The organism is Enterococcus sp. DIV0970a (genome assembly GCF_051711265.1).
GTDB classification, from domain to species: Bacteria; Bacillota; Bacilli; order Lactobacillales; family Enterococcaceae; genus Enterococcus_D; species Enterococcus_D casseliflavus.
In genome coordinates this window covers 799,255-824,966 of record NZ_JBIOMF010000001.1, presented here as the reverse complement: position 1 = coordinate 824,966, position 25,712 = coordinate 799,255, and the positions used below count along the sequence as shown (strand labels likewise).

21 protein-coding genes are annotated in these 25,712 nt (G+C 43.6%); 3 read left to right on the top strand and 18 right to left on the bottom strand.

Annotation, left to right across the window (positions count from 1 at the left end; genetic code table 11):
• Positions 1 to 47: 47 nt before the first annotated feature.
• On the bottom strand, positions 48 to 1,262 hold the full coding sequence (locus tag IGK14_RS03865) for a pyridoxal-phosphate-dependent aminotransferase family protein (protein ID WP_081116824.1): 1,215 nt from the start codon (positions 1,260 to 1,262) through the stop codon (positions 48 to 50).
• 130 nt (positions 1,263 to 1,392) lie between these two features.
• Between IGK14_RS03865 and IGK14_RS03860 the strand changes: the two genes are divergently transcribed.
• Positions 1,393 to 3,024, top strand: coding sequence for a PucR family transcriptional regulator (locus IGK14_RS03860; protein WP_060791737.1), 1,632 nt, complete (start codon positions 1,393 to 1,395; stop codon positions 3,022 to 3,024).
• A gap of 30 nt (positions 3,025 to 3,054) precedes the next feature.
• Here IGK14_RS03860 and arcC read toward each other — a convergent pair whose 3' ends face one another.
• Genes arcC through allC form a run of 7 tightly spaced genes read right to left on the bottom strand, consistent with a single transcriptional unit; the run spans position 3,055 to position 11,023 of the window.
• Positions 3,055 to 3,990 carry a carbamate kinase gene (arcC, locus tag IGK14_RS03855; protein WP_061053108.1) on the bottom strand — a complete coding sequence of 312 codons (936 nt, stop codon included), beginning with the start codon at positions 3,988 to 3,990 and terminating at the stop codon, positions 3,055 to 3,057.
• Entirely contained in the window at positions 3,963 to 4,826 is an 864-nt protein-coding gene (locus IGK14_RS03850; protein ID WP_081116825.1) for a DUF2877 domain-containing protein, read from the bottom strand. Before IGK14_RS03850 ends, arcC begins: the two co-directional genes overlap by 28 nt.
• Before the next feature lie 38 nt (positions 4,827 to 4,864).
• Positions 4,865 to 6,127 carry a DUF1116 domain-containing protein gene (locus tag IGK14_RS03845; protein WP_081116826.1) on the bottom strand — a complete coding sequence of 421 codons (1,263 nt, stop codon included), beginning with the start codon at positions 6,125 to 6,127 and terminating at the stop codon, positions 4,865 to 4,867.
• A 12-nt stretch (positions 6,128 to 6,139) separates the two neighbouring features.
• Positions 6,140 to 7,894, bottom strand: a complete 1,755-nt coding sequence (fdrA, locus tag IGK14_RS03840; protein ID WP_074932374.1) for an acyl-CoA synthetase FdrA — start codon at positions 7,892 to 7,894, stop codon at positions 6,140 to 6,142.
• A gap of 8 nt (positions 7,895 to 7,902) precedes the next feature.
• Positions 7,903 to 8,979: an ureidoglycolate dehydrogenase gene (gene allD, locus IGK14_RS03835; RefSeq protein ID WP_081116827.1), complete on the bottom strand. Its 1,077-nt coding sequence runs from the start codon at positions 8,977 to 8,979 to the stop codon at positions 7,903 to 7,905.
• A gap of 13 nt (positions 8,980 to 8,992) precedes the next feature.
• Positions 8,993 to 9,778, bottom strand: a complete 786-nt coding sequence (gene allE / locus IGK14_RS03830; protein WP_081116828.1) for a (S)-ureidoglycine aminohydrolase — start codon at positions 9,776 to 9,778, stop codon at positions 8,993 to 8,995.
• Positions 9,779 to 9,793: 15 nt separating this feature from the next.
• Positions 9,794 to 11,023: an allantoate deiminase gene (allC, locus tag IGK14_RS03825; RefSeq protein WP_081116829.1), complete on the bottom strand. Its 1,230-nt coding sequence runs from the start codon at positions 11,021 to 11,023 to the stop codon at positions 9,794 to 9,796.
• A 169-nt stretch (positions 11,024 to 11,192) separates the two neighbouring features.
• Between allC and IGK14_RS03820 the strand changes: the two genes are divergently transcribed.
• On the top strand, positions 11,193 to 12,056 hold the full coding sequence (locus IGK14_RS03820) for an alpha/beta hydrolase (RefSeq protein ID WP_081116830.1): 864 nt from the start codon (positions 11,193 to 11,195) through the stop codon (positions 12,054 to 12,056).
• A gap of 323 nt (positions 12,057 to 12,379) precedes the next feature.
• Here the strand turns inward: IGK14_RS03820 and fucO are convergent, their stop codons facing one another.
• From fucO to rhaB, 4 genes are all read right to left on the bottom strand, one after another.
• A complete protein-coding gene (fucO, locus tag IGK14_RS03815) occupies positions 12,380 to 13,531 on the bottom strand; it encodes a lactaldehyde reductase (protein ID WP_438711619.1) in 1,152 nt (383 codons plus the stop codon).
• A gap of 84 nt (positions 13,532 to 13,615) precedes the next feature.
• On the bottom strand, positions 13,616 to 14,440 hold the full coding sequence (rhaD, locus tag IGK14_RS03810; RefSeq protein ID WP_005234418.1) for a rhamnulose-1-phosphate aldolase: 825 nt from the start codon (positions 14,438 to 14,440) through the stop codon (positions 13,616 to 13,618).
• Between the two features lie 7 nt (positions 14,441 to 14,447).
• Positions 14,448 to 15,701, bottom strand: coding sequence for an L-rhamnose isomerase (gene rhaA, locus IGK14_RS03805; RefSeq protein WP_438711617.1), 1,254 nt, complete (start codon positions 15,699 to 15,701; stop codon positions 14,448 to 14,450).
• Complete coding sequence (gene rhaB, locus IGK14_RS03800; protein ID WP_081116833.1) at positions 15,676 to 17,160, bottom strand: rhamnulokinase; 1,485 nt, start codon at positions 17,158 to 17,160, stop codon at positions 15,676 to 15,678. The genes rhaA and rhaB overlap by 26 nt, the downstream gene beginning before the upstream one ends.
• A gap of 151 nt (positions 17,161 to 17,311) precedes the next feature.
• Between rhaB and IGK14_RS03795 the strand changes: the two genes are divergently transcribed.
• Positions 17,312 to 18,193 carry an AraC family transcriptional regulator gene (locus tag IGK14_RS03795; protein WP_060791726.1) on the top strand — a complete coding sequence of 294 codons (882 nt, stop codon included), beginning with the start codon at positions 17,312 to 17,314 and terminating at the stop codon, positions 18,191 to 18,193.
• Between the two features lie 108 nt (positions 18,194 to 18,301).
• Here the strand turns inward: IGK14_RS03795 and IGK14_RS03790 are convergent, their stop codons facing one another.
• The 6 genes from IGK14_RS03790 to IGK14_RS03765 all read right to left on the bottom strand — a co-directional run bounded on the left by IGK14_RS03790 (position 18,302) and on the right by IGK14_RS03765 (position 25,669).
• On the bottom strand, positions 18,302 to 19,156 hold the full coding sequence (locus IGK14_RS03790) for a GRP family sugar transporter (RefSeq protein WP_081116834.1): 855 nt from the start codon (positions 19,154 to 19,156) through the stop codon (positions 18,302 to 18,304).
• Positions 19,157 to 19,258: 102 nt separating this feature from the next.
• Positions 19,259 to 21,844: a glycoside hydrolase family 38 C-terminal domain-containing protein gene (locus IGK14_RS03785; RefSeq protein WP_081116835.1), complete on the bottom strand. Its 2,586-nt coding sequence runs from the start codon at positions 21,842 to 21,844 to the stop codon at positions 19,259 to 19,261.
• 2 nt (positions 21,845 to 21,846) lie between these two features.
• On the bottom strand, positions 21,847 to 22,983 hold the full coding sequence (locus IGK14_RS03780; protein WP_438711614.1) for a PTS fructose transporter subunit IIC: 1,137 nt from the start codon (positions 22,981 to 22,983) through the stop codon (positions 21,847 to 21,849).
• Positions 22,973 to 23,290 (bottom strand): PTS fructose transporter subunit IIB, encoded by a 318-nt coding sequence (locus tag IGK14_RS03775; protein ID WP_008380922.1) that lies wholly within the window; start codon positions 23,288 to 23,290, stop codon positions 22,973 to 22,975. Before IGK14_RS03775 ends, IGK14_RS03780 begins: the two co-directional genes overlap by 11 nt.
• Positions 23,291 to 23,313: 23 nt before the next feature.
• Positions 23,314 to 23,763 carry a PTS sugar transporter subunit IIA gene (locus IGK14_RS03770; protein WP_060791722.1) on the bottom strand — a complete coding sequence of 150 codons (450 nt, stop codon included), beginning with the start codon at positions 23,761 to 23,763 and terminating at the stop codon, positions 23,314 to 23,316.
• 1 nt (position 23,764) lies between these two features.
• On the bottom strand, positions 23,765 to 25,669 hold the full coding sequence (locus IGK14_RS03765; RefSeq protein ID WP_438711612.1) for a BglG family transcription antiterminator: 1,905 nt from the start codon (positions 25,667 to 25,669) through the stop codon (positions 23,765 to 23,767).
• Between the last annotated feature and the right edge of the window lie 43 nt (positions 25,670 to 25,712).

Genomic DNA, 25,712 nt, shown 5'->3' with positions numbered 1-25,712 from the left:
CATTTTTCACAAAGCGCTTTCAGTCGTTGTGCATTTGTGCTAAAAATTTACGTCGTTTTTTGGTAGTAATTTAACGCAGCGATGAGCGCTTTGCCAGCAGAAATTGGTGCTTGCTGGTACAATAGTGCCCCTTCTAACGCGGCTAGGACATGTAAAATATTTTCTTTGCGGCTGCTGTAGCCCATATTTCCAATCCGCCAGATTTTTCCTTTTAGATCACCAAATGAACTAGAAATCTCTACACCAAAGGAGTGAAGCATCTCTTCTCGGACAGCTTCGCCATCAACACCTTCTGGAATAAAGATAGGGGTAACTGTCGGCATTTTGGTTGCTTTTTCGCCATAAATCGACAGCCCCATTGCCTCCAGTCCAGCGACCAACGCGCCTTCATTCGTCAAATGACGTTGATAGGCTGCATCAAGGCCTTCGTTTAGCAGCATCCGTAATCCTTCATGAAGCGCATAGATCATACTCGTCGCTTCTGTGTGATGGTTGATTCGCTCTGTGTTCCAGTAGCGTTGCAGTTGACTCAAATCCAGGTAATTGCTCATAATGTGCCGTTTGTTTCGATCCGTTTTACTCAAGCCTAATTCTTTTTGGTAACGAGCATTAAGGACGGCTTCGACTCGCTCGTTGTAGGTCACTAATGAAAGACCAGACGGCACACTTAAACACTTCTGTGTACCGGCAATCGCTAAATCGACACACCAATCATCGACTGACAGGGCCACGCCACCATAAGTCGCCACCATGTCAACGACAAAGAAAATATCTTTTGCGCGACAATACTGCCCGATTTCTGCTAACGGCTGCATTTGCCCATTGGCGGTTTCCCCGTGGACCATCGCCACGATCTTGGGTTGAAATGCGTCGATTTCTTTGATGACCTCTGCGGGTGCAAAAGGAGCCGTCCACTCTTTTTCTACATATTTGACTTGTGCTTGAGCACGTTCACAGATTTCTCCCAGTAAGAAAGCAAAGCGCCCATAGGCTGGGATCAAGACTTTGTCCCCTGGTTCGATCAAAGCGATCAGCGCCGCTTCTAAACCAGCTCGGGAAGTCCCGTCAATGGCAAATGCCTCTTTGTTTTTGGTTCCAAACGGTTGTTTGATCATTTCTTTGACCTCATCCATGATCGCCAAAAAATTCGGATCAAACTGCCCCAAAATGCGATTGGTCATTGCTTGTAGAACAGCTGGATGGGCTTCTACAGGCCCAGGTGTCATGATCGTACGTTGTGCGATCGTTAACTCTTTATACATCTTTTTCCCTCATTTCTCTTTTTGATTTCACTGTCCAACGCCTTGTCAACGTTTCCAAGTTTGTTGTACAATAAAGCTAAAAAAGGACATGTTTTTGTTTATTTTGTTCAATTCCAAAAGGAGTTTCTCTATGAAGTTAGTTGCTGAATTGCTTGCTATACCTCGCTTTTCCAATTTGCGTTTATTGACAGATCCCCTGACTGCGGAAATTCCCGTCGATAGTATCGAAATCACCGAGACCCCCGATATCGCCCACTATATTCCTGAGCATACCTTTATCTTAAGCACGGCGATGGTTTATAAAGATAATCAAGGAGCGCTTCTAGAGCTGATCGATTCTCTCGTAGCCAAAAATGCCGCCGGATTAGGCATCAAGATCGGTCGTTTTTTGGATGTCATCGATCCTGAAGTCATCGCCTATGCCGATAGCTTGGGTTTCCCCATCGTAGAAGTACCTGCCACGATGCCGCTGGGTCGTTTGATGCACCAGCTTTTGAATTTGCTATGGAACACCAAAACCGAGCAGCTGAGTTATGCGTTAGACATTCAAAAACGGTTCTCTGCTTCCTTGATGAAGGATGTCAGCATCGCTCGCTTTATCGCTGATTTTGGCCAAATGGTCAATACACCGATCATTTTGTTGAATCCTTTTAAACAAGTGATTGCCCACTCCAAGCATTTCACCCGCATGTCAAAACCCGCGGAGTACTACATCCATCAATTAGGACAAACGAAAGGGGTTTTTACTGGTGAAAAAAGCGGGGCGATCCCTATCAAAGATCTTCATGAAAAAACGTCACAAATTTCTTATTATGCTATTGAAACCTCCACTTATTTCCCCCATTATTTAGTCATTTTGAATCCTGAGGCGATTCCTTATCCTGTCTCGGATTTTGCGCTGGAACAAGCAGCCTTGGTCTTGTCGTTTATGCTTTACAAGAACCAAAAAGTGCAAGAATCTTTTGAAGATTTAAAAAGTGACTTTTTAACACGGATGATCGAATACCAGCAATCCACCAAGCAAGAACAAAAGGATTGGTTAGATCTCGGAAAGACTTACGGGTTAGTCAAAGCCCGCCATTATCGTGTCATCTATGGTGCCTGCGAACCAACCAAAGAAACCAAAGGCAAAGACAAATACTTAAAAGAAGAAAGTGACTTGGTTTATCAGTGGTTTAGTGAACAACTGCCTTATCGCATCAAAGATGTTTGTCTCTTTCGCTTAAAGGGCAGCAATCACTTTGCGATTTTCGTGCAGCACAAGTGTGATGCCTTAGAAGACCATTTGATCGAGACCGCCAATGCTTTGACCAATCGGTTGCCATTTCGAATGGCCTTTGGGGTAGGGAGTGTCTGTGAAAGTATCAATGATTTAGCCAGCTCCTACATCGAAGCAAAGACTGCGTATGAAGAACGAAGAGGCCAACATGATTCGTCCATCGTCTCTTTCTACCATCAACGGGGAATGCGGAGTCTATTTGAAAAAATGAGTCCTGAAGATATCCATTATTTCTGCCGTACGATTCTTAAAGAATTGGCGTTTCCGCAAGAAGATGCCACCATCGAATTGCGGAAAACCTTACGGGCTTACTTGGATTATCAATGTGAGATCACCCGCACCGCCAAAGCCTTGTTCGTTCATCGCAACACGATCAAATACCGCATCGAACAGTGTCAAAAGCTACTAGGAAAAAACGTGCATGATCCTAGCATCAGCCTGGATCTGCGTTTAGCCCTTGAGCTGTCCGAAGAAGGCGACTAATAGGCGAATCAAGCAGTTGGATCGCTGGTGTTACCCAGCGATCCTTGTGCCTGCTTCACCTAACAATGCTAAGTCCGCTTCTTCCAATGAGCAGATGATTGCTGTCTTTCCTTGTTTGGCAAACGCAATCGCCGCTTCCATTTTCGGCCCCATACTGCCTTCTGCAAAATGCCCCGCATCAAAATATGCTTGCGCTTCACTTACGGATAAGCCCGTTAATTTTTCTTGCTCCGGTGTTCCATAATTGATATAAACGTTGTTGACGTCGGTCAGCATCATAAATACATCGGCATCCACTTGTTCTGCCAGTTTTTTCCCAGTTCGATCTTTATCGATGACTGCTTCGATCCCTTTCAAGCCTTCCGCTTGTTTTACGACTGGAATCCCACCGCCGCCACCAGCGATCACGATGGTATTTTGATTCAATAAATGAACCATTGATTCCACGCCGTGGATCGTCACAGGTTGTGGAGATGGCACGACGCGACGGTACCCACGTCCAGCATCTTCTTCCATCACCCAATGTTTTTCCTCAGCCATCGTTTTTGCTTCTTCTTCTGAATAGAACAAACCGATTGGTTTCGTTGGCTTTTCAAACGCGGGATCATCCGCTGCCACTTCCACTTGGGTCAATAAGGTCACGACATTGCTGGTCAGTTCTTCTTGCTCGATTTTATTTTTGATGCTTTGCTCCATTAAATAACCGATAAAGCCTTGTGACTCTGCATTGCAGACATCTAGTGGAAAAGGCGGCACGACTTCTTTGGCTTCTTCATTTTGTCGTAAAATATTGCCGACTTGCGGACCATTGCCGTGCGTCACGACGATTTGATGGTCAAGCTTCTCGATTTTAGCGATCTGTTCCGCACTTAACTGGATATTTGCAAGCTGTGTCTCAACGGTCGCTGGTTGATTCGGTTTTAAAATTGCATTGCCCCCTAGAGCGATGACCACTCGTTTTGCCATATGAATTCCTCATTTCTATTGTTTTGAAATTGATCGATACTGCGAGCAAACCCTGCCAAAAAGTCAGCCCCCGAGGTATGACCGATCGCTAGTATCTCTTTGATTACTTGGGAAAAAGAGCCTGAATCGGTACACCTGGTCAAGGATAACGCCGATTGATTGAATGCGCCTGTCAGTGCATGAAGAAGATAGTGTTTACTGACGTCAGTCGTCAAATCATTGACTGTCAACAGCCTTCTTTGTAGATAAGCCACCAAGCGGGTATCTTCTTGCCCCATCACTCGGCGAGCCAGTAAATGACCAACTAGCATATCATCTCCTGTGGGGGTCAATCCGACACCCCGTCCGACTAAATAAGCGACTGCTTGCCGTTGTTCCTTAAATGAAGGCGTGCATAGCTGATCGATTGCGTCATAAAACGGATGATTGCTGCGGATGGTTGCTGAAACAGCTTCTTGAATCCCCGTCTTTTCCGTGACGTTTTGAAGGATTGACCAAAACAGTTCTCGATCAAATGGGACTGTGCCAGCCGGAACGGTCGTTGTAAATTTGGCTGCCTTTTGAAAAGACAGACGATGATGCGGAAAATGGACCACCCGTTGCTGAACCAAAAGAGTGGTACCAGCAACTAAGCCTGTCGCCAACGCTGCATAATCGTCGGCAGCTAAAATCATCCCTTTGGGCACGCGAGCCGCTTGTTTGGAGACACAGATCAGCTGATCCTGACGAGGATCTTGTAGATTGAAACTATGCTGAAACACACTGTGAACGATCCAGTTGCCATTGATAAATGCGGGTTCAAATAAAGCTTGGTCGATCCATTTTGCCTGTATCATCGCTCGATTGCTCCTTTTTCACGTTTTCAGTCCCTGATTTATTCTTCAAATCCTAATTTTTTTGCATAAGCCAAGACAGCTTTTTCAAAGCAATCCATTGGTGGTGTCACTGTCCCGGCACCAATTTGTCCTCGTCCAGCTTGTTTGTTGGCGATCCCTGTATTGATCATCGGTAAGATCCCTGTTTCCACGACTTTACGAGCATCGATCCCTAAACAGATCCCTTTGAAGTCCCATGTAGGAACGGGAAAATTCGGATTGGTATCAATGGAGATCTCTAACATCTCATTGCTGGTTTTCAACGCATCGTGAAATCCACCAGAACCAACGAAGCGTGTCACAGCCGGGGCAGCAATCATTGCCATTCCCCCAACACCAAAGGTTTCCGTAATGGCACTGTCGCCCATATCTGGAGAGGCATCTTCTTCACTGAATCCTGAGAAATACAGCCCTTTTGGTGTATTGACAGGACCAGTAAACCACTCATCTCCCATGCCAGAAATACGGATACCGAATTCATGCCCGTTGCGACACATTGCGGTCACAACCGTGCCTTCTTCAATCGTCCGGGCGCCATCAAGCACCGCTTTTGAAGAAGCCATCATGATATTCAAGAAAAACTGATCCGTGTCTGCTAAAAACTGAATGACTTCTGGTTTTTCTTTTTCAAATCCTTCCAGAGTAACGATCGCTGGTGCTACTTCTTTTAAGAACGCCAACGAAGCAGCGATATTCCGTTGATGGAACTCATCCCCCATGGCGATTGCTTTTGCGACTAAAACATTGATGTTCAAGCCATCGGGTTTTGTTTGTAGTGCAGCACTTAAAACTGGTGCTAACGTATTTTTCATCCAATGCAAGCGATCAATGACTTCTTGAGAATAGGCGCCAAAACGTAAAACTGCCCCGATCCCTTCGTTCATCGTACAATATGCTCGGTTGCCATCGGTTTTGTTTTCCACCACGAGCACTGGCATATTGGCAGAGGTGATGCCCCCCATTGGGCCAACCGCTTGCACGTGGTGACAAGGAATCAGTTGAACTTCCCCAGATGCTAATAAATGACGTACCTCTTCTTCCGTTTCGCCCCAGCCTTCAAAAAGCCCCGCACCAACACAAGCACCTTGAATCGGATCAATCATCTGATCGTAGCGGATCGGTGGTCCTGCATGCAATAGGACTTTTCCTTCACCTAACTCTGGAATGACACTGACTGCTGGAACGACATCCAGCAAAAAAGGCGAACCGGCAACGATTTTGGCAATAACGGCTTGGTTTGCTTCTTCAATAGTTTCGTACACGATAACTTCCTCCTACTCTGATAGTGACACTTGTGCTAAGAAACGTAAGGCTTTTTGTAACGTTACGTTTCCACCAGCAATTGGCTGCCAGTCATATTGAACGACTTGACCGTGATGCGCCTGGATCGCTTCCGCAAAGCTACGCAATCCTACATTGATGAACGCGTCATTCGCTAACAATTCGCGGCTCTTTTCAGATGGCTCTGGCAACGCATCGGCAGTTGTCACTGCTTTTGGCAACAGCTTACGACTAATTGGTGAAAAAGGGTGACCGAGCATTGCTAAAGCTTGTTTGACTGCTTGGGCATTGCTTTGACACAAAATCACGCCAGCTGCGGTTAAAATCTCTGCTTGCTCGTTGCTGTCTTGGGGATCTAAATCAGTTCCGACGATCGTAGCGATCACCGCTAACTCCCGGCCAGCTGCTTGTGCTGCTTCCTTCAACGATTTGATGGTCGGTGCCAATTCACTCGCCATATCTTGATGAGAGCCGTACCCTAAAACGATATCTAACAAAATCACTGCCGTTTCAGGATCTTCTCCCGCTTGTTTCAACAGTTCGATCCGCTTTGTTGGGTCGATCATCGGATGGGGCTTGCCTTGCGTATAGATGTCATCACCTAAATCGATGATCTCATGGCCAGCTGCTTTTAAGATGTACCCTTCCTGATGGGCATCTTCTTGTTCTAGATTTAATCCTGCTTTGACTAGCATCGCTGCTTCGTACGCCAATGTTCCGCCAGAATAGTAAGCTTTGATTTTTTGCTGTTCAGGTCCAAAAGCGGCAGCTGCCGTTTCCTCTTTTACTGGCTCTAATCCAATCTGTTCTTGACGTAGCAGCTGCACGGCTAATTGTGCCGCTTCTTCCAGCGTGTAGGCTCGGTAAAGATTTTCTTCGTGATCCGTTGGTTCTTCCCCAAGAAAAATCGTGACTGCAGGTTTTGTTCCTCTTCTTAATAATGCCAATACTTCATCTCGGACACGTGGTGCAGGTGGTTTGGAGATCACCACGATCACCTCCGTATCAGGATCATGTTCCAAGGCAAGAATGCTGTCTTTCATGGTGATCCCACCGACTTCTTCTTTGAGATCTCGTCCACCGGTTCCGATGGCTTGTGTCACACCGGCACCCAATTTATGAATGATGGTGGTGACTTCTTGGATGCCCGTACCCGAAGCGCCGACAACACCGATTTTCCCTTTACGGACGGCATTCGTGAAGGCTACTGGTATCCCATTGAGAATCCCTGTGCCACAATCTGGTCCCATTAAAAGAAGTCCTTGTTCATGAGCCATTTTCTTTAGTCGAACTTCCTCTTCCAATGAAACATTATCACTGAAACAAAAAACATGTTTGCCTGCTGCTAATGCGGTTTCAATTTCTGGTGCTGCCATAGTACCAGGAATCGATAAGACAGCGACCTTCGCATCTTTTCCAAGATCTAAGGCTTTTTCCCAAGTTTTGACGCTTTGGGTTTCTTCTCCTGCGCTATTGCTTTGGTCCGATAAGAAGGCATCGATTTCTGACAGGACTGTTTCGATGATTTCTTCCTCTTCAATGTCTAAAACGAGCACCATATCGTTGGATGTCGCATTGTTCATCTCCTCGGTATAAAGACCACCTGTCTTGAAGATATCCTTATTGGCAGGTGTACCCATCATGACCGAAGCGTTGTTGATCCCTTCGATCGTCAGTAAACGATTGGTCAAAAGCATTAAAACAATGGAATCTTGGTAATTGTTTTTTTGAATAATAGTGTGTAACATGGGTCTCCTCACTTTCCTGTTCCTGTCTGTGCAAAGGCATCTGACCCAGAATACTGGTCAAAATGAACCGTGTCGCTAATGAGATAGCGATAAATGTTCTTTTCGATAGGAATGCCTTCTGCCATATATTTTTCATAGGTTAGTTGATTGATCTCGCCTGGATAATAGACTTGCTGGAACTGTTCAGCAGCCGGTATGGCGTGTAGCTCTTCGATCATCGTTTCGACTGACTCTTTAAATGTCTCTAAATCTGTAAAGCGTTGCGGATCGATCAGCAAAATAAACTGCCCTAAGTCGCGACCTTTCGTCAGATCGTTGTACATAGAGGAAACATGCTTGCCAAAAGGCAGCCCAAGGAGCATTCCAGACAAGATATCCACCACCATCATCAACCCAAAGCCTTTTGGTCCTGAGATTGGCAATAACCCATGAACATGATGCGGATTTGTCGTTGGCTTGCCATGGGCATCAACGGCCCATGTTGCTGGAATCTCTTTATCTTTGGAACGAGCATCTAAAATTTTGCCCCACGCTTGGACCGTCGTTGCCATATCAAAAACCACCGGCGCACCATGCTTTCGCGGTGCCGCAAAGGCAATCGGATTGGTACCAAAATAATTTTCTTTGCCGCCAAAAGGAACCACCATTGAATCCGATTGGCACATAGATAATGCAATCAAGTCAGCTTCTGCAGCTTTTTTGACATAATAGGATAGCGCACCACTATGACTCGTTTTCCGTACACCAACCGCCGCGATCCCAGAACGTTTGGCCATCTCAATGGCATACTTTGTCGCTTCTAATACGACGACCTGCCCTGCGCCATTTTGACCGTGAACGATCCCGCTGCTCGGCCCAGTCTCTTCAAACGTGATCTGTGGAGTGCGATTCATCCCACCTTTAGCGATCCGCTCTGCGTAATAGTCTACCCGCACAGCCCCGTGAGAGTGGATCCCGCTGGCATCGGCAAAGACCAAATGCTCTGCAACGATGGCTGCGTGCTCTTCAGACAAACCAGCAGCCGCTAATTTGTTTTGGATCAATTGCTGTAACTCTTGTGACTGTACAATAACCGTTTCTTCCATCTTCTAAACTCCTTTAAATTTCCGGATCGCGGTTGCAATCTTTGGAATAAATATAGGTCAATGGTTCGTCACGACCAACACCATAGGCCGCTTGCTGTACATAGGCACTCATGAAAATGTAGTCGCCTTTTTCCACTGGGAACCACTCATTGTCTAAGTTGTACATCCCTTTGCCTGACAATAAGTACGCCCCATGTTCTTGGTAGTGGGTCTCAATGTAGCCATGACTTGCCCCTGGTTCAAAGGAAAGGATATGGATATTCATGTCAAAGCCCAACTCTTTCGGTAAGAAATCCCAAAGTAGGACGTCTGGCATCCCTTCGTATTGGATCGGTGTCAACTCTGAAAGATTCCCCACTACTTTGTAAGCTTGGTGATTTTCAAGCGGTTGGTAACGTTTCTTATACAAGAACACTTCTGTCGCTTCTTCTTGGAGATTTTTCATATACAGTTTTTCTCCAGCAGGCAGATAGATATAGCCTCCGTCCGTCAATGTATGGGTTTCTTTGCCATCACTTACTTCCAGTTTGCCCGAGATGACATACAAGAAACTCTCGATCTCTGGACCGCCGAAGCCCAATTGGTTGGCGCCATCTTTTTTGAATGAAATGATGTAATCGACAAAAGACGCCCCTAATTTTGGTGTGCCGAGTATCGAACATTCACAGTTTTCGAAGCCTGGAATGACATTATTCACTAGCCCGTCATGCGGCAAGATCGCAAAATTATTTTTTCTAATGACTGCTCGTGATTGCAGCAATCCATCTAAATAGCCCGTATTATTATTTTTATATCCCATGTGTGTTCCTGCTTTCTATTCTTTGTATGCTAGCTCGTAAAGGGAAGCTGCTAAAACTTCAACCCCAGCTACTAAATCTTCGATAGTCGTTGCTTCGGCTGGGTTGTGGCTAATCCCATCAATACTTGGTACAAACAGCATCGCAGTTGGAAAATGTGGTGCAATGATTTGGGAATCATGCCCCGCCCCACTATGCATGACTTTGTAACGTTTGCCGGTTTGCTTCACCGCTTGTTCCACCGTGGCAACGATCGTATCGTCCATCGGCACAGGGCGTTCATCCATCCATAGATCCATCTCCACTGTCAGGTCGTGCTCTTTGGCGATCGCTTGAATGATTTGTTCTGCTTCAGCAGTAAAGGCATCCAATAGCTGCCCATCGGTATGGCGACAATCCATCGTAAACAACACTTCACCAGGAACCACGTTGACCGTATTCGGTTTTGGCTCAACTTTACCGAATGTCACTACTAATGGATCCCCAAGCTCTAAGCCACGGTCGATCACTGCGGCACACATTTTGGCAAAACCATACACAGCATCTTGGCGATAGCCCATCGGTGTGGTTCCTGCATGATTGGCTTGTCCTTTTAAGACAAAGGTGTAGCGCTTTTGACCAGCGATACTATTGACGACACCGATCTGCAAATTTTCTTTTTCTAAAACACTGCCTTGTTCGATATGGATTTCCACGAAGGCTTTGATGTCTGATCGAACCGGTTCTTGTGGGTCGCGAAAATCAAAGCCTTGGCGTTGCATCTCTGCCACGAAGCGATTGCCTTCAAAATCTGCGATCGCTTCAACATCGGCTTTTTTGGCCTCTCCGACAAAGTTTTTACTTCCCCAAAAAACGGTTGGAAAACGACTGCCTTCTTCTTCTGCCATTGAGATGACTTCCAAGGAGCGTAAAGGTTGCCCATAGGTCTCTTTTAAATACTTGATCGCTAAAGCAGCAGCAACGACCCCGTATTGACCGTCTAATGTGCCACCGTTAACGACGGTATCGATATGTGACCCTGAAAGAATCGTTTCTTCTGGATACTGGCTGCCTTCCATTCTGCCGAAGAGATTGCCGACTGCATCATAGGACGTCGTTAAGCCAGTTTCTTTTAATTGTTTTTCTACAAATGATTGCGCTTCTTTCCATGAATCGGTATAAAGCAGTCTAGTCATTCCTCCAGTTGGATCACTCCCAATCTGAGATAGTGCATCGATCATTGCCGCTACTTCTTTTTTCAACTCCATTGTTCTGCCTCCTTTGATTTATACGGTTATTGTAAGCGTGTTACTGAAGGACATCATTGTTCACTTTCGACAAAACCGTTTCTATTTTTAGTCATAACGCTGTTTTTTAAACCGCTTCCTTCTCCTATACTCTTCCTTATACTATCGAAGAAAAGAAAGGAAGAAAACAATGGTTTATCCTAAAAATGCCTTTGCGCAAACAGAAAAAATCCAATTTGACACCTACGGCACTTTGCCGTTAGAAGTGACGATCCTAAAAGCGGCGCAGCCTCGGATCAGCCTTTTGTATTTTCATGGTGGTGGCTTCCTCTATGGTCAGCGAGAAGACCTTCCGCAGGATTATGTCCACCAATTGCTGGCTGCCGGTGTTAGCCTTTACCTGTTCGATTATCCACTGGCTCCCGAAGTAGCGCTACACGATATCTACCTTCATACAAAAAAGGCAGTGGAATGGTTTTTGGCAGAAGGCTGGCACTTCAGCGGCGTTGGTGCAAATGAGTACATTCTATTCGGTCGCTCCGCCGGCGGTTTTTTAGCGACCTTACTGACCGCACGCACAAAGCATCCGGAGCAAAAAGGCTTGATCCGATTTTACGGATACCAAGAGTTGTTTTATAAAGAATTTTTGCAGCCGGCACGCTTTTACACGCAATTTCCGAAAGTCCCGCCACTCGACGCCGAAACTATGATCGAAAGCCAACCAATCACCCACGGCACGTTAGAAAAACGATTCCCTTTGTACCTTTCCGCCCGTCAATATGGCAACTGGCAGCGTTATTTAGGCAATCGGGAACAGCTGGCAGCCTTGGCGATTCCTGCTGCCGCTTACCAAGACTTTCCTCCTTGCTTTGTCGTTCATTGCAAAAAAGATCCAGATGTTCCCTTCAGCGCATCCGAAGCTTTCGCTGCACAGGTCCCCCATGCCAAAACACTTTGGCTCGACTTAGATCAGCATGACTTTGATCGGACACCAAATGCGAGCGCTGATGAGTGCTATCGAGAGATGATTGGATGGCTGACTAACCAATTCTGAAACTCTCAGCTCTTGATAGGTGATGATTTTGAAGCGATCGGTACGCTGTGATCTTGCGTACAGCAAAAAAGTGACCATTAGAGAACCAACTCTAATGATCACTTTTTTTGATTTGATTACTAGTATATGGGCACAACGATTTCTTCAAAAATCTAACGCTTTGCCTCGCAATTTTACTGAAATCTTCAGAATAAAACAGCGAGATGATCTTCTCAAAAGAAAGGATCATCACGCTGTTAAAATAGCAACTGATCAGCAGATCGTTGTTAAGGGAAACTTGCAGAAGTATCTTTCATTTCTTCGATCTCGTACCTTTAACAAGATTACATCAACGAACGATAAAGCTCAATAATTTCTTCTAAAGTCGTATCCCGCGGGTTGCCTGGTGTGCAGACATCGTTCAAGGCATCTTTGGCGATGGCTGGGATATCTTCTTCTTTGACGCCTAATTCAGAAATGGTCGCTGGAATACCCACATCTTTGCTTAACTGATCGATTGCTTGGCAAGCAGCATCGCGGACGTCTTCAAGTGACATCGTATCTGCCCCTTCAATGCCTAAAACGATCGCGATCTCACGGTATTTTTCACCCGTAAAGTCTTTGTTGTATTTCATGATGGTTGGCAACAAGGACGCGCACGCTACTCCGTGAGGAATGTTGTACCAAGCGGACAATGGATGGGCCATGCCGTGGACTAAGCCCAAGCCGACGTTTGAAAAGCCCATACCGGCAATGTATTGTCCTAACGCCATCGCTTCTCGTCCTGCTTGATCGCCATTCACGGAATCTCTCAATGAGCGTCCGATGATCTCAATTGCTTTGATGTGCAGCATATCAGTCATTTCCCAAGCGCCTTTGGTAATGAAGCCTTCGATGGCGTGGGTCATGGCATCCATTCCCGTTGCGGCTGCCAAGCTCTTAGGCATCCCCAACATCATATCGCTGTCCACAAAGGCTACCAGAGGAATATCGTGAGGATCTACACAAACGAATTTCCGATGATTTTCTTCATCTGTAATCACATAGTTGATCGTTACTTCGGCTGCAGTCCCAGAAGTTGTCGGTACCGCTAAAATCGGCAAGCATGGATGTTTCGTGTCTGCCACGCCTTCCAAACTAATCACATCGGAAAATTCAGGATTCGTAGCAATGATCGCGATCGCTTTTGCCGTATCGATCGGTGAACCACCGCCAATCGCAATGATACAATCGGCTTGGGCTTCTTTGACAAACGCTAAGCCGTCTTTGACATTTTGGATCGTTGGGTTCGGCACGATCCCATCATATAACGCATAATCGACACCTGCTTCTTCCAATAATTTCGTCACTTTGGTCGCAACTTCAAATTTCACCAAATCTTTGTCGGTGATCACTGCCGCTTTTTTAAACCCTCGTGCCTTGAATTCGGTCGGTACGTTCTCGATCGCTCCTTTTCCAAAATACGATGTCTCATTCAAAATCATTCTATTTGCCATTCTTCCTACCTCCGTTTGTTTGTTTATTCACAATATATTTTAAATAGAAAAAACTGAAAGCCTTTTCTATTCTTCTACCATTGATTATACCTCAAGATAGCCTGCTCGGGGAGTGACTTTGAAAGCGTCAGCCAATTTTTTCAGATTTTCATCTGTAATGGTTTGTAAAATTGGGCCTTGCGCTTTGACATAGGTGTACACTTCCGCAGCTTTCTCTGCCGTTTCAATCAAGCCAAAGACTTCGTCCATATCTTTGCCAGCACCATAGATGCCATGTTGCGGCCAAAGAACCAAACGGGTCTCTTTCATTTTAGCAGCCGTTGCTTCGCCGATCTCGTTCGTTCCTGGAACCATCCAAGGAATGATGGAAACACCTTCTGGGAAGACCACCAAGCACTCCGTACACATTTGCCACAAGGTCCGCGTGAAACTGCGTTCATCCAACTCATGGGTAAAACTCATGGCTAAAAGATGCGATGCGTGGTTATGCATGATGATTCGGTTTTCTGGATCGACCGACAAGCGAGCGATATGACTCATGAAATGACTTGGCAGTTCACTCGTTGGCACCGCACCATTTTCCAAGCCCCAAAGCAATTCCAATGTTTGCCCATCTTCTTTGACTCGAATCACACCAAGGTTTTCCGCTGGATGTGCCGCTACATTTTTAAAGTATTTTCCTGAACCTGTCACGATAAAGTACTTGCCAGCTAGTGCCGTGGCATCAAAAATCATGGGAATTTCCCGCAAGACGCTTTGCGGATCGATGAAAGGCAAGATCTCTTCTTCTGTTAATAAGTAAGAAATATTGCCGCCGTTGCGCTCATCCCACCCTAAACGGTAAAGGTTTGCTGTCGTTTCCATCATTTCTTGTACAAAATTCGCTTGTAAAATATCAATCTTTTTCATCGTTCTCCTACTTTCTGGCTTTTAAGACGGTTTCTTCATAGGCTTTCACTTCTGATAGCCAATCCAGACCTGCTGGTACCCCTTGGCTTTCACAGAAGTAATTCCAAACATCTGCATACGGATAGTCTTTTAATTCTTCCGTCATGGCTAAACGAGTGGTGAAATCACCTGACAATTCGATTGCTTTTAGTTCTTCGATCGGTTCTAGCATCGCTTTTAGCAACGCTTTTTGAGTATTGCGCGTCCCGATCACCCACGCAGCGACCCGATTGATCGTCGCATCAAAGAAATCTAACCCAATGTTGGTTTTTGGCAATAAGTCATTGCGAACCAATTCGCGACCAATCTCTTGCAATTCATCATCCATGATCACGACATGATCACTATCCCAGCGTACAGGACGGCTGACATGCAGCATAATGCCTTTGCTAAATAGTGCCAATGAAGACAATTTATTGGAGATCACTTCGGTTGGATGGAAATGTCCAGCATCCAAACAAATCAATTTATCGCGCGTCAAGCCATAGCCCATATAAAATTCATGAGAGCCGACGGTGTAGGCTTCGGCACCAAGACCAAACAACTTGCTTTCCACGGCATCTACCGTGTATTCCGCTGGCAATTCTTCAGCAAAAATCTCATCTAATGCTGTCATCAAGCGTTCCCGTGGTGTAAAACGATCGATTGGGTTGTCTTTGTAGCCATCTGGCACCCAGAAATTATTGACACAGACTTGCCCAGTTTCTTTCCCCATATAAGCAGCGATTTGACGAGAACGTTTGCCGTGTTCGATCCAGAACTGACGAACTTCTTCATCTGGTGAAGCAAGGGTAAAGCCATCTTTGAACATGGGATGTGAGAAAAAGGTTGGATTGAAGTCTAAACCTAAGCCTTGTTCTTTCGCCCAAGCAACCCATTTTTCAAAATGCTTCGGCTCCAATTCATTTAGATCCACTGCTTCCTCGGTGTCTAAATAGATGGCGTGAAGGTTCAATTTGTGTTTTCCAGGAATCAAAGAGTAGGCTTTTTCTAAATCTTGGCGCAACTCCTCTGGGGTATGGGCAGCACCAGGATAATTCCCCGTTACAGAGATCCCACCAGATAATGCTTCATCACTCAAAAATCCTTGGACATCGTCCCCTTGCCAAACATGCATCGAGATTTTCACATCGGCTAATTTTTTCAAAACCGCATCCGTGTCGACGCCTAATTTGGCATATGCTGTCTTAGCTTCTTCATAACGCTGTTGAATCGTTGTCATTTTTTCCTACTCCTTTTATAAAACGTTGATAGTTGCTTAAAATCTTGTGATCAAAAGACTGTGGTTCATGAACACTGCAAGGAAATGAGTGTTTGACCGCGCGGCGTGCTTCAGCCAGCGACGTGAAGATGCCAGCACTCATCATCTGCATTAAAAGATTACCGATCGCCGTTGCTTCACTTGGGCCAGCTTCGATCGTCAGCTGCGCAGCATCAGCCGTCAGTTGATTTAAAAAGCGATTATTGGAACCGCCCCCCACGATATGCAGTTTTTGCAGCTTGTTCGTCGTACCTGTCAGCTGTTCCAGCTTTTGCAATTCACTGGCATAGCAAAGCGCTAAGTTATCATACACACAGCGAGCCAGTTCCCCTGCGGTTTCTGGAACTTTCTGCTGGGTTTCTCGACAATACGCTTGCAGTTCAGTAATCATGTTTTCTGGATTCAAAAAACGAGGATCATTGACATCGACAAACTGTTGAAAAGCAGGCGTTGCTTGCGCCAATTCCGCCAATTCTGCATAGGAATACTGATAGTCTTGCTGCCGAGCCACTTCTTGGATCAGCCACATGCCCATAATATTTTTTAAAAAGCGAATCGTGTTGTGGGCACCCCATTCGTTCGTATAATTTTCATCGAAGGCGGCAAGGGAAACATTGGGTACTTTGGTTTCGATCCCCAGCAATGACCAAGTCCCGCTGCTGATGTAGCCCCAATCTGCCCCCTCTCCAGGTGTACCGATGATCGCTGATGCCGTATCATGACTAGCGACAGTGACAAAGGTCGCTTGTGGCAAATCATAGGCTGGAAACTTCTGTGTTTGCAGTGCGCCTAAAACCGTTCCTGCATCAACCAATGGTGGGAATAGTCCTTCTGTTACACCGATCTCAGCTAACAATTCTGCATCCCATGTTTGGGTGTTGGCATTTAGAAGCTGCATCGTCGAAGCATTGGTTTTTTCCGTGACCATCTTACCAGTAAAAACGTAGCCCAAGTAGTCTGGAATCAACAGCAGCTTGTCGGCTTTTTGCAGCAGTTGCGCTTCTTCTGCGGCTAACTGAAAAATCGTGTTGAAGGGCTGCAGCTGAATGCCTGTTTTCTCATACAGTTTTTGCAAAGAATAGCGCTGACCAAAAGCTGCGATCGCATCATTGGTGCGACTATCTCGATAAGCGACTGGGTCGCCTAAACGTTCGCCTGCTTGATCGATCAAACAGTAATCCACTGCCCAGGTGTCGATTCCGACGAAGCAGTCATGGATACCTGCTTGTTTCACTTTTTGCAGTCCTACTAAAATCTCTTGGATCAAATAATCGATCGCCCAACGGTCAAAGCCTTCATGAGGACGAAAGCCGTTTTTAAAGCGATGGATCTCTTCTAAAGTGATCTGCTCATTTTCCCAACGGCTCAGCATCAGACGACCGCTTGATGCACCGATATCGATTGCGATAAATGTGTTCACTGGTCTCCACCTTTCATTATCTTGTTAAAAAATAAATCGATTACAATTCATTGATTCATTCTTGTTGCCTCAATTTTAGCTTGACAATCAACGAGTTTCATCACACAATTTTGATAAAGACTTGCACAATCTTGGTAAAAAGGAGGATCCGATGGATTACTGGGAAAAAGCCAACCACTCATGGTCAACTGATTCACTGCGTTACATCAATACTTCAACCCAAAAGCAGCGTGAACTTTTTTATTACATTCAAGAAATCGGCTATTTCAAAGCCAGCAAACCTTACTTTACAGAACGAGAGAACCTGCCTTCTTATTTGATCAAGTATACATTGTCCGGCTGCGGTGAATTGCGCTACAAAGGAAAAAGCTATCAATTGAAAGCAGGTGATGTGTTTTTTATCGACTGTCTAGACTATCAGTACTACCGTACCGTTAGTCAAGAGCCCTGGGAAATGGACTGGATCCATCTATATGGCGCCAACGTCGCAGCGTTTTATGAGGAATTTTTCAAAAATGGCAGTCCAGTTTTTCACACCAATCCTGCCAGCAGTCGTCAAAATCCGATCCATTTGGTCTTACAAGATTTATTGATGTTACAGCCAGAACCAAATGCGAAAACTGCCTTCCAAAGCTCTGTTTTGATCCATCAGCTGCTCAATGAACTGCTCCTGCAAAAATATCATCTCGACTTTTCGGATAGTGAAATCCCGCCTTATATTTTGCAGATTCGTGACCAGCTAGAAGAAGATTTCCGTCAAGGGATCACATTGGAATCTTTGGAGGAAAGGTATCATATCAATAAGTATCAAATCGTCAAGGAGTTTTCCAAATATATGGGCTTGCCCCCCATCGAGTACCAGATCAGCAAACGCATCTCTTATTCGAAAGACCTTTTGCGCTATTCTCGCCTTTCCATCAAAGAGATCTCATTGGCGATCGGCATCGAAAACACCGTCTATTTCAGCCGTTTATTCAAGAAAAAAGTCGGCATTTCACCTAGTGATTATCGACAGACGGAGAATGGACGGTAAAAAAGAAACATGAAATCATTCACTGATTTCATGTTTCTTTTCATTTATTGATTATACTATTATCTGCTATTTTATTGGTCGCTAACTAAAATTGCTCAACTGATAAATTTATTTCAACCAACTCATCCCTAATACACCAACAATATAGAGCAAGCTACCAAGAGCAACAAATTGCTTTTCTCTGCCAACTTTTCGTTCCTTTAAGAAAATAATACTTCCAAAGGTGGCAACAAGTAAGCTCATTTGAGAAAATGAATAGGTTACGCCTACACCCAAAGAAGACGACACAGCGAATAACGAAGCATTCGCGAGAACCCAAGTGCTACCAGTACCTAAATTGCGGATTATTTTGCGGAAACGCAGTTGTTTCTTACTTTTCAAGGAAATCACGCTTCCCCCGAGAAACATCCCTACTGCCTGAGGCAAGAAAATCTGTGCTCCACTTATCTGAAACAGACCAGTGACTGTCACATATAGCATCAAAAAAGCTGAAGAACAACATAGATAAAGAAGTACTTGCTGTGATAAGCTTGTTTTCTGATGAGTTGTCTTAGTTACAAGGTAAACACCTGTTAGGATGACTCCTAGTGCCATGATTGAGAAAATTACCGTCGTTAAATCTTTCCATTCTTTGAGAAAGAAGCCAGATGCTAATGTAACAAATAATAATTGGGTACCGACGGAGACGGGCATTACTTTAGAAACCTCCGCTTTTTCCAAAGCGAGAAATTGGAAGTATTGTCCGCAAGCCCAAAAAACCCCAGATAATAAACTGATGAAAAATGGCACCATGGCATAACTCACTTGATTCAAAAAACCAAATACACTACCGAAAATCAAGGCTGCGATTGTTGTTCCTAGCAGTTGTTCCTCTGATTTCCCTCCCATCAATTTAGCGACGATTGGCATTAAGCCCCATCCTAGTGCAGGCAGTGAGGCAAGCAATAAAAGTTGTACGGACATAAAAACTCCTTCTAAACATTGTAAAAAGCGAGAACACAAAATCTTGTAGAGGAAAACGTTACAGAAGCAATTCCTTCTCGACAAATTTTGTGTTCTTTATTCCTATTTTTTAGTTAATAAATAGGTTGCTACCCCATAAGCATGGATGATATGATCCGCTTCAAGCGGTTCTTCTAATGCATTGATTCGTTGATATGCGTACCCATTAAATAATTTTTTTGGCTCAAGAGATCGTTCTTTGTTTGTTGAATTGACGAAACGGATAACGATTCCCTCAGAGTAATACGCATTATGAAGCGCACTGACTCCCACACCCGGTTCTAAGCTGCAGGACAGCAAAGAAAGAGACATGTCGGTCAGAGATAATGGATCAATGAGCTTTTGAATTTTATTATCTATGCGATAAATAAAGTAATTCAAATCTTGCAATTGATAAGAAATCGATGGCTGTTCTTTAACAGTTTTCCAAGTAGCCAACAACTCTTCAGAAATAGCTGTTGATGCAACTCGCAGGGAAAAATCGAAGACCATCTCATAGTTTTCCATTTGAGCAAGAGGCGTTTCCATCATAATATGTCCCTTTTTGGTTGTATCGCCAGAAGCGCGACCTGGTCGATACAACAAATCCGGTTTTCCAAGGGAGTCGGTTGTAGCTAGTACCGTTACATATAAGGAGTCGTCGAGATATTCATACTCTTTGCTCTGCTCGCTATAAAAAACGAGGGCGTTTTCTTGATCATAAACAACCACTTGTTTTTCAAATGGTTCAATATTGACGGGTTTTTCTGCATATTTTTCTTGCCAATTTTCCAGTGTTTGATTTCTTTTTTCAAGATAACCAAATTGAATGGCTGCAACCGCTCTTTCTATCGGCTTGTTTAGTCGAGCTTTCACTCGAATCCGATGATTTAAAAGCGTATTTTTAAAACGTAGCTTTGCGTTTACCTCACCGTTTTTTGTCAGTTGGAGGATCAATGTATAGGCGAATGTTTTGGTGGCGATCCCTTTCATCCGTTCTTCGATCGTATACGGTAGATGTAAACTTCCTTCCAAAACCAACGTTTCTTGCTTTCCTTTGCAGCTGGCAAAAGAAAGCGTGATCGGTTGATCATTCAAAATAGGCGAATAGTCATACGTATCACCGGCATTACTATCATCGATGATCGACAAGAAATCCACGATCTGTTGTTTTCCATCTGAATAAATCAGGTGGCCGTCTTCAAAGGAAAGCGTGTATTTCCCATTTCTAATCCATGGGTTTTGATCTAAAGACAATTCAGGAGTTGTCTCTTGCTCTTCAAATGTAAAGACTCGATAACCAAGACCTGAAAAGGCACAAGCCACTTGAACAGTTAACAGATAATACCCCTCTTCTTCAATAAAACGGTTGCCAGCAGGCGTTTCTTCCATAATATTTTTCCTGCTTGGGATATACACTGCTTGAAGAACAGATGAATCAGCTCCAATAACCTTGATATTGTTGGTTCTAGATACGATCTTAACGAATTTCTCCCCTTGAAATGGCACTGGTGTTGGATGAAGAATCAGAAATTGATTGGCTTGTAAAGCGAGTCCTTCACTGATTCTTTTTAAAATCAAATTTTCAATACTAGCACAAATCTCACTGATTTCTTTTAATCGATGACTGATATCTTGAGCAACACTATCTGATACACAGCCTGCCAAACTATCATGGGCTTGACATTCAAATAACTTTTTCCAAGCTTTCATTAGCAATCGATTACTTAATTCAATCCCTAAATCTTTCGCAATAACTAGCATTGGTTCAATTTCTAAAACTAATTTGTTTTCTAATCGAAAAATCTCACGTTTCAGATCCATTCGTACTGAACCAATTGTTTTGTGGACCCGAGCAAAAACCGGTGCACGAAACTCTCCTTGATAAACTTCCAGTTCTTTTTGACGGACGATCTCCATAAATGCTGGATAGGTGCTCAATTGATACTTGTATTTTCCAAGCTGATTGATTTTCGTTAGTTTTTCTTCTATGGCAGAAACAATGCCTAACTGATCATTTCCAGTTGGAATCAAGATTTCAGGTTCATTCGCGTAGCTCTTAATAAAATCGACACCTTTATCGAGTCTGCCATCTACATAACTGCTCGTTGGCTCCAATTGCTGCTGTGCACCATATCCTTGAGGAAAATTCACCGCATACAGTGAATCTTGCCCACTTAAACTCGTCCATTTAAAGTAAGGGGATTTGACCTGTTCCCCTAAATCGATGCCTCGCCAAAAGATAATGTTATCAAGTCCAACTTCGTTCAATATGGTTGGCATTTGAGCATTAAAACCAAATGTATCTGGCAAATAGCCGATCGGCATATAGCTGCCATATTTTTTGCTATCAAATATACCAATCATGGCATTTCGAATGATGGACTCACCAGAAGCAAAAAAGGCATCTGTTTGGGTGTACCAAGGACCGATGAACAATTGACCATTGGCGATCAACTCTCTGACCTCAGTCAAGCGCTCAGGATAGAGTTCTAAATAATCGTCTAGAATAGACATTTGTCCATCTAACACGAAAGAAGCAGTCGGTTGCCTCTTTAGTTCTTTTAGTACATCACTAAATAATTGATCACTCAAAACGACACAGTCCATTGAAGTAAAATACCATTCACGATCCCAATGGGTGTGGTTTACTATGTGTACATTTGTCATAGCTATGCTTCCCACTGCTCTTCCCAAGCAGCTTCGTCAAATTCTTCCATCGTGGTATCTGTTTCTTTCCCCGCATCTTTTGAACGTAGCAAGCTTGTACAAATCGCAATGAATAATGAGCCAGTAGCAATCGATAAAACATACAGTGGCCATTTTTCTACAGTGAACCAGCCATAAAAACCAGAGATTGGGGCTGTATTGACAGCTCCAAGACCTACAGCCATTGCAGAACCAATCGCTGAACCAATCATATTCACTGGGATCACTTTTAGTGGATTTTCCACCGCAAATGGGATCGCTCCTTCTGAAATGCCTACTAGACCCATAATGATCGACGATTTTCCTGCTTCTTTTAATTCGTTATTGTATTTACTCTTTGCAAAAACAGTCGCTAAGCCTAAACCAATTGGTGGAATAATGATTGCCACTTGCGCTGCAGTGTTTGGTGCATAAACGTTACTTGTCAATAAAGCCATCGCGGTTGTCACAGCTGCCTTATTTACTGGTCCCCCAAGGTCAAATCCAACCATTGCCCCTACAACTGCCGCCATCACGATCGCATTTCCGCCACTCAATCCGTTCAACCATGACTCTAAGCCCACATTGATAGCTACAAATGGTGTACCGATCACATAATTCACAAGTAGGACAGTGACTAAAGTACCTAAAACAGGAACTAAGAACACTGGAACTACCGATGCCATCGATTTTGGCAGCTTTATATGGTTTTTGATCCACAAGCAGATGTACCCAGCGATCAGCCCTGAAACAATTGCGCCTAAGAAGCCTGCGTTAATGTCTTTTACTAACATCCCTCCAACAAGACCAGGGGCAATCCCTAGCTTATCGGAAATCGAATAAGCAATAAATGCCGATATTACGGGAAACATCAATCCTAAAGCGATGCCACCGAATCCATCTAAACTATGGAGTAATCGGATGATCGTATTCGCACTTTCTCCATGAGAGGCGTCCCAAATATCGACGATCCCAAATATTGATCCGCCTACTCGAGAAATCGCCATGATAACTGCTCCGGCAATCACCAGAGGAATCATATAAGATATTCCTGTTAAAACATGATTTTTCATTTCACTTGCCAACTTTTTCATCTGATTTTCCTCCTCTTTATTGATCAATCAGCTTTAATGCATCTTCAATTACTTTTTCTGCATTTTTTATAGGGGCTGCTACCGGGACTTTAAGGATCTCCTTGCCATTGAAACGCTCTTCATTTCTCACTTTCGTATCAACGGCAAAAATCACGACTTCCCCAATTTGACAATCCCGCTCGTTCAATTCATTTTCGATACCTGTTGCTCCTTGTGTCTCAACCTTGATTAAATCCCCACGTTTCGCTGCTGCTTTTTTTAACGCCTGTGCCGCCATAAAGGTATGGGCAACTCCTGTGGCACACGCCGTTACTGCAATAATTTTTCTCTTCATTCTTCTTTCTCCTTTTCTCCGTTTTATTCGCTTAATAGTTTCGCGATAATCTCTTTATCTGTTTCGCTTTTCAGCGCTTCTGTGATGTCTTCATCCATCAATTTCATGGCAATTTCTGATAAAATCCGTAAATGGGTGTCTCCTTGATGTTCTTCAGGAATAGCAAGCATAATCACAACCGTTACTGGTTCATCATCTAAGGATTGCCATTCTAATGGTGCCTTTAACCGAGCAAAAACGATTGCGGGTTCAGAAACTGCACGACTTTTTCCATGGGGGATTGCTATATTATTGCCTATTCCTGTGGTCGAGTGATCTTCTCTTTCCATAACTGATTGAACATACTCATTTTCGGATTGAACGATACCTCCAGTTACCAATATTTTTGCTAATTGACGGACCACTTCTTCTTTAGTGGTTGCCTCTAGACCAAGAACAATATGTTCAAAAGGTAGTAGTGTTTCTATATTCATTTTATGTTCCCCCTTGTAAATACTTTTTTAATTCCTCTTTCGTCCCTTTAAGGAGGAAGGTTCGTTCATCTAATTCCATCACATTAAGCATCGTGTCATAGATTTCCTCAAGTTCTTGTACAGTTTCATCTTTGATACAGATGAAAAAGACATATTTCACCTTTGTTTCTCCCCAGTGGATCTCATTATTAAGACGTAAAAATACAATCGCTGATTTTTTCACGTATTCTGGTGTACCATGAGGTGTTGCGAATCGTCCAAAAGAAGTAAAGGAAAGCTGTTCCCTTTTTAGCGAAGAGTCAATCATTTCCTCGTTTACATACCCACGAGTAATCAATTGCTCCCCAATAAATGTAATCACCTCTTGATAATCTTCAAAATGATGATCTAAAAAAATCAAGTCCTCATGAATCAATTTCGCAAACTGACTGAAAGAACCATTTTGTTTTTCTTCGACTTTTCTTAAAAAGGCTTCTATTTTTCGCTGCTCATCTTTATTCAGTACAGGTGAAACATGGATTGTTGGAATCGAATCGATTTTTAAATCCACTGTCGATAAAATCAAGTCCTCATAAATATTGGTCTGAATCAACTCTTGAATTGAAAGAATCCTGGAAATATCGATTTGCTCATAATTTCTCCGAATACGAGCAGCTAGTAGCTGTGAAGTGCCTTTCCCACTGCTACAAACTAATAAGACACTCACTTTCTTAGGTTGTTTTTCTTCTCGTTGTTCTTTCATCACTTGGATGTGTACGGCCAGAAAGGCAACCTCATCTTCAGGGATCGAAATCGAAAAATGCCAATTTAAGGCATGAGCTAATCGAAGCGCTTCCTCAAAAGACAAAGGGAAATTCTTCTTCACATCATTTAGAAAAGGGTTATGAATGACTAATCCTTTTTGAATGCGATAAATAGCTTCTTTGATATGTGATACCAATCCTAACAAAAGACTTTCATTGCGTAGGGAGATCGTTTCATGAATCAATTTGCGTATCGTTTCATCAAGCAAATCATCGGAGTCATTCTTCTTCATCAACGAATCCCCATAGATATGAAGCGAAATATAATGAACTTCCGAAACTGGCAATGACAGAGAAAACGTTTCTTCTATTGAAGCAATAAAACGATAAAAAGCTCTGTTCTCCATCAAAGGATGTCTTCTTTCTTCGAAAGTCAGATAATTCTTCTCTTTGACCCGATCAATCATGATGATTAGATGAAGCAATAGTGAGTGATAGGCAGCATCATTAAGCGTAATTTGTTCTTTTTTCAAATACTCTTGTAAGAGCGTATCAACTAAAGAAATCTTTGTCAGGTCAATAAAATCATTAACAAACTGAGGAATTCCTTGAATCGAATGCAAATAGCGTTGCTGCTCTTGTGTTATTTTCCAATTTCCACCCCAGAAATAGTAGATCAAATCAAATGCTAATCGACGTTTTTCTTGTTCTGACAAATTCAAAAAGGAACCCTTCCCCGGTAAAACTTCAATCGTAACGTTAAAGTGACGAAAGATCTCGCTTACCTGCCCCATGTCATTTTCTAAAGTTGATTTACTGATGTAGAGTGCATCTTGCAGTTGTTGACGCGTAAAATACGTTTTTTGTTTCAGTATTTCAAAGCAAAGAAACTGAATACGATCTTTTTTGCTCGTCGGTAAGTTTGATTCCTCGTTCCCATCAAGATACTTTAGAATTTCAGCTGAATCGCCATCAAGAAATACCCCTACTCTAGGTTTGCGAACAAGCCTTATTGCTGTTTCCTGCAAAAATTCATCAATTCTCTTTAGCGATTGCGAAACTGTCTTTTGCGAAAGCGACATATGCAACCCAATTTTAGCAACCGTTGTTGGTCCATTTTCTAAGAGATATCGAATAATTGCTTTTTCCCGTTCACTGATCATGAAACTATCACCTCGTCTACATTTCTAATGGTAGCTTTTTCTT

What these genes read in the sequence shown, in the direction of transcription:
- IGK14_RS03865 (WP_081116824.1), bottom strand. Translation starts at nt 1,262, where the DNA reads ATGTATAAAGAGTTAACGATCGCACAACGTACGATCATGACACCTGGG.
- IGK14_RS03860 (WP_060791737.1), top strand. Translation starts at nt 1,393, where the DNA reads ATGAAGTTAGTTGCTGAATTGCTTGCTATACCTCGCTTTTCCAATTTG.
- arcC (WP_061053108.1), bottom strand. Translation starts at nt 3,990, where the DNA reads ATGGCAAAACGAGTGGTCATCGCTCTAGGGGGCAATGCAATTTTAAAA.
- IGK14_RS03850 (WP_081116825.1), bottom strand. Translation starts at nt 4,826, where the DNA reads ATGATACAGGCAAAATGGATCGACCAAGCTTTATTTGAACCCGCATTT.
- fdrA (WP_074932374.1), bottom strand. Translation starts at nt 7,894, where the DNA reads ATGTTACACACTATTATTCAAAAAAACAATTACCAAGATTCCATTGTT.
- allD (WP_081116827.1), bottom strand. Translation starts at nt 8,979, where the DNA reads ATGGAAGAAACGGTTATTGTACAGTCACAAGAGTTACAGCAATTGATC.
- allE (WP_081116828.1), bottom strand. Translation starts at nt 9,778, where the DNA reads ATGGGATATAAAAATAATAATACGGGCTATTTAGATGGATTGCTGCAA.
- allC (WP_081116829.1), bottom strand. Translation starts at nt 11,023, where the DNA reads ATGGAGTTGAAAAAAGAAGTAGCGGCAATGATCGATGCACTATCTCAG.
- IGK14_RS03820 (WP_081116830.1), top strand. Translation starts at nt 11,193, where the DNA reads ATGGTTTATCCTAAAAATGCCTTTGCGCAAACAGAAAAAATCCAATTT.
- fucO (WP_438711619.1), bottom strand. Translation starts at nt 13,531, where the DNA reads ATGGCAAATAGAATGATTTTGAATGAGACATCGTATTTTGGAAAAGGA.
- rhaD (WP_005234418.1), bottom strand. Translation starts at nt 14,440, where the DNA reads ATGAAAAAGATTGATATTTTACAAGCGAATTTTGTACAAGAAATGATG.
- rhaA (WP_438711617.1), bottom strand. Translation starts at nt 15,701, where the DNA reads ATGACAACGATTCAACAGCGTTATGAAGAAGCTAAGACAGCATATGCC.
- IGK14_RS03795 (WP_060791726.1), top strand. Translation starts at nt 17,312, where the DNA reads ATGGATTACTGGGAAAAAGCCAACCACTCATGGTCAACTGATTCACTG.
- IGK14_RS03790 (WP_081116834.1), bottom strand. Translation starts at nt 19,156, where the DNA reads ATGTCCGTACAACTTTTATTGCTTGCCTCACTGCCTGCACTAGGATGG.
- IGK14_RS03785 (WP_081116835.1), bottom strand. Translation starts at nt 21,844, where the DNA reads ATGACAAATGTACACATAGTAAACCACACCCATTGGGATCGTGAATGG.
- IGK14_RS03775 (WP_008380922.1), bottom strand. Translation starts at nt 23,290, where the DNA reads ATGAAGAGAAAAATTATTGCAGTAACGGCGTGTGCCACAGGAGTTGCC.
- IGK14_RS03770 (WP_060791722.1), bottom strand. Translation starts at nt 23,763, where the DNA reads ATGAATATAGAAACACTACTACCTTTTGAACATATTGTTCTTGGTCTA.
- IGK14_RS03765 (WP_438711612.1), bottom strand. Translation starts at nt 25,669, where the DNA reads ATGATCAGTGAACGGGAAAAAGCAATTATTCGATATCTCTTAGAAAAT.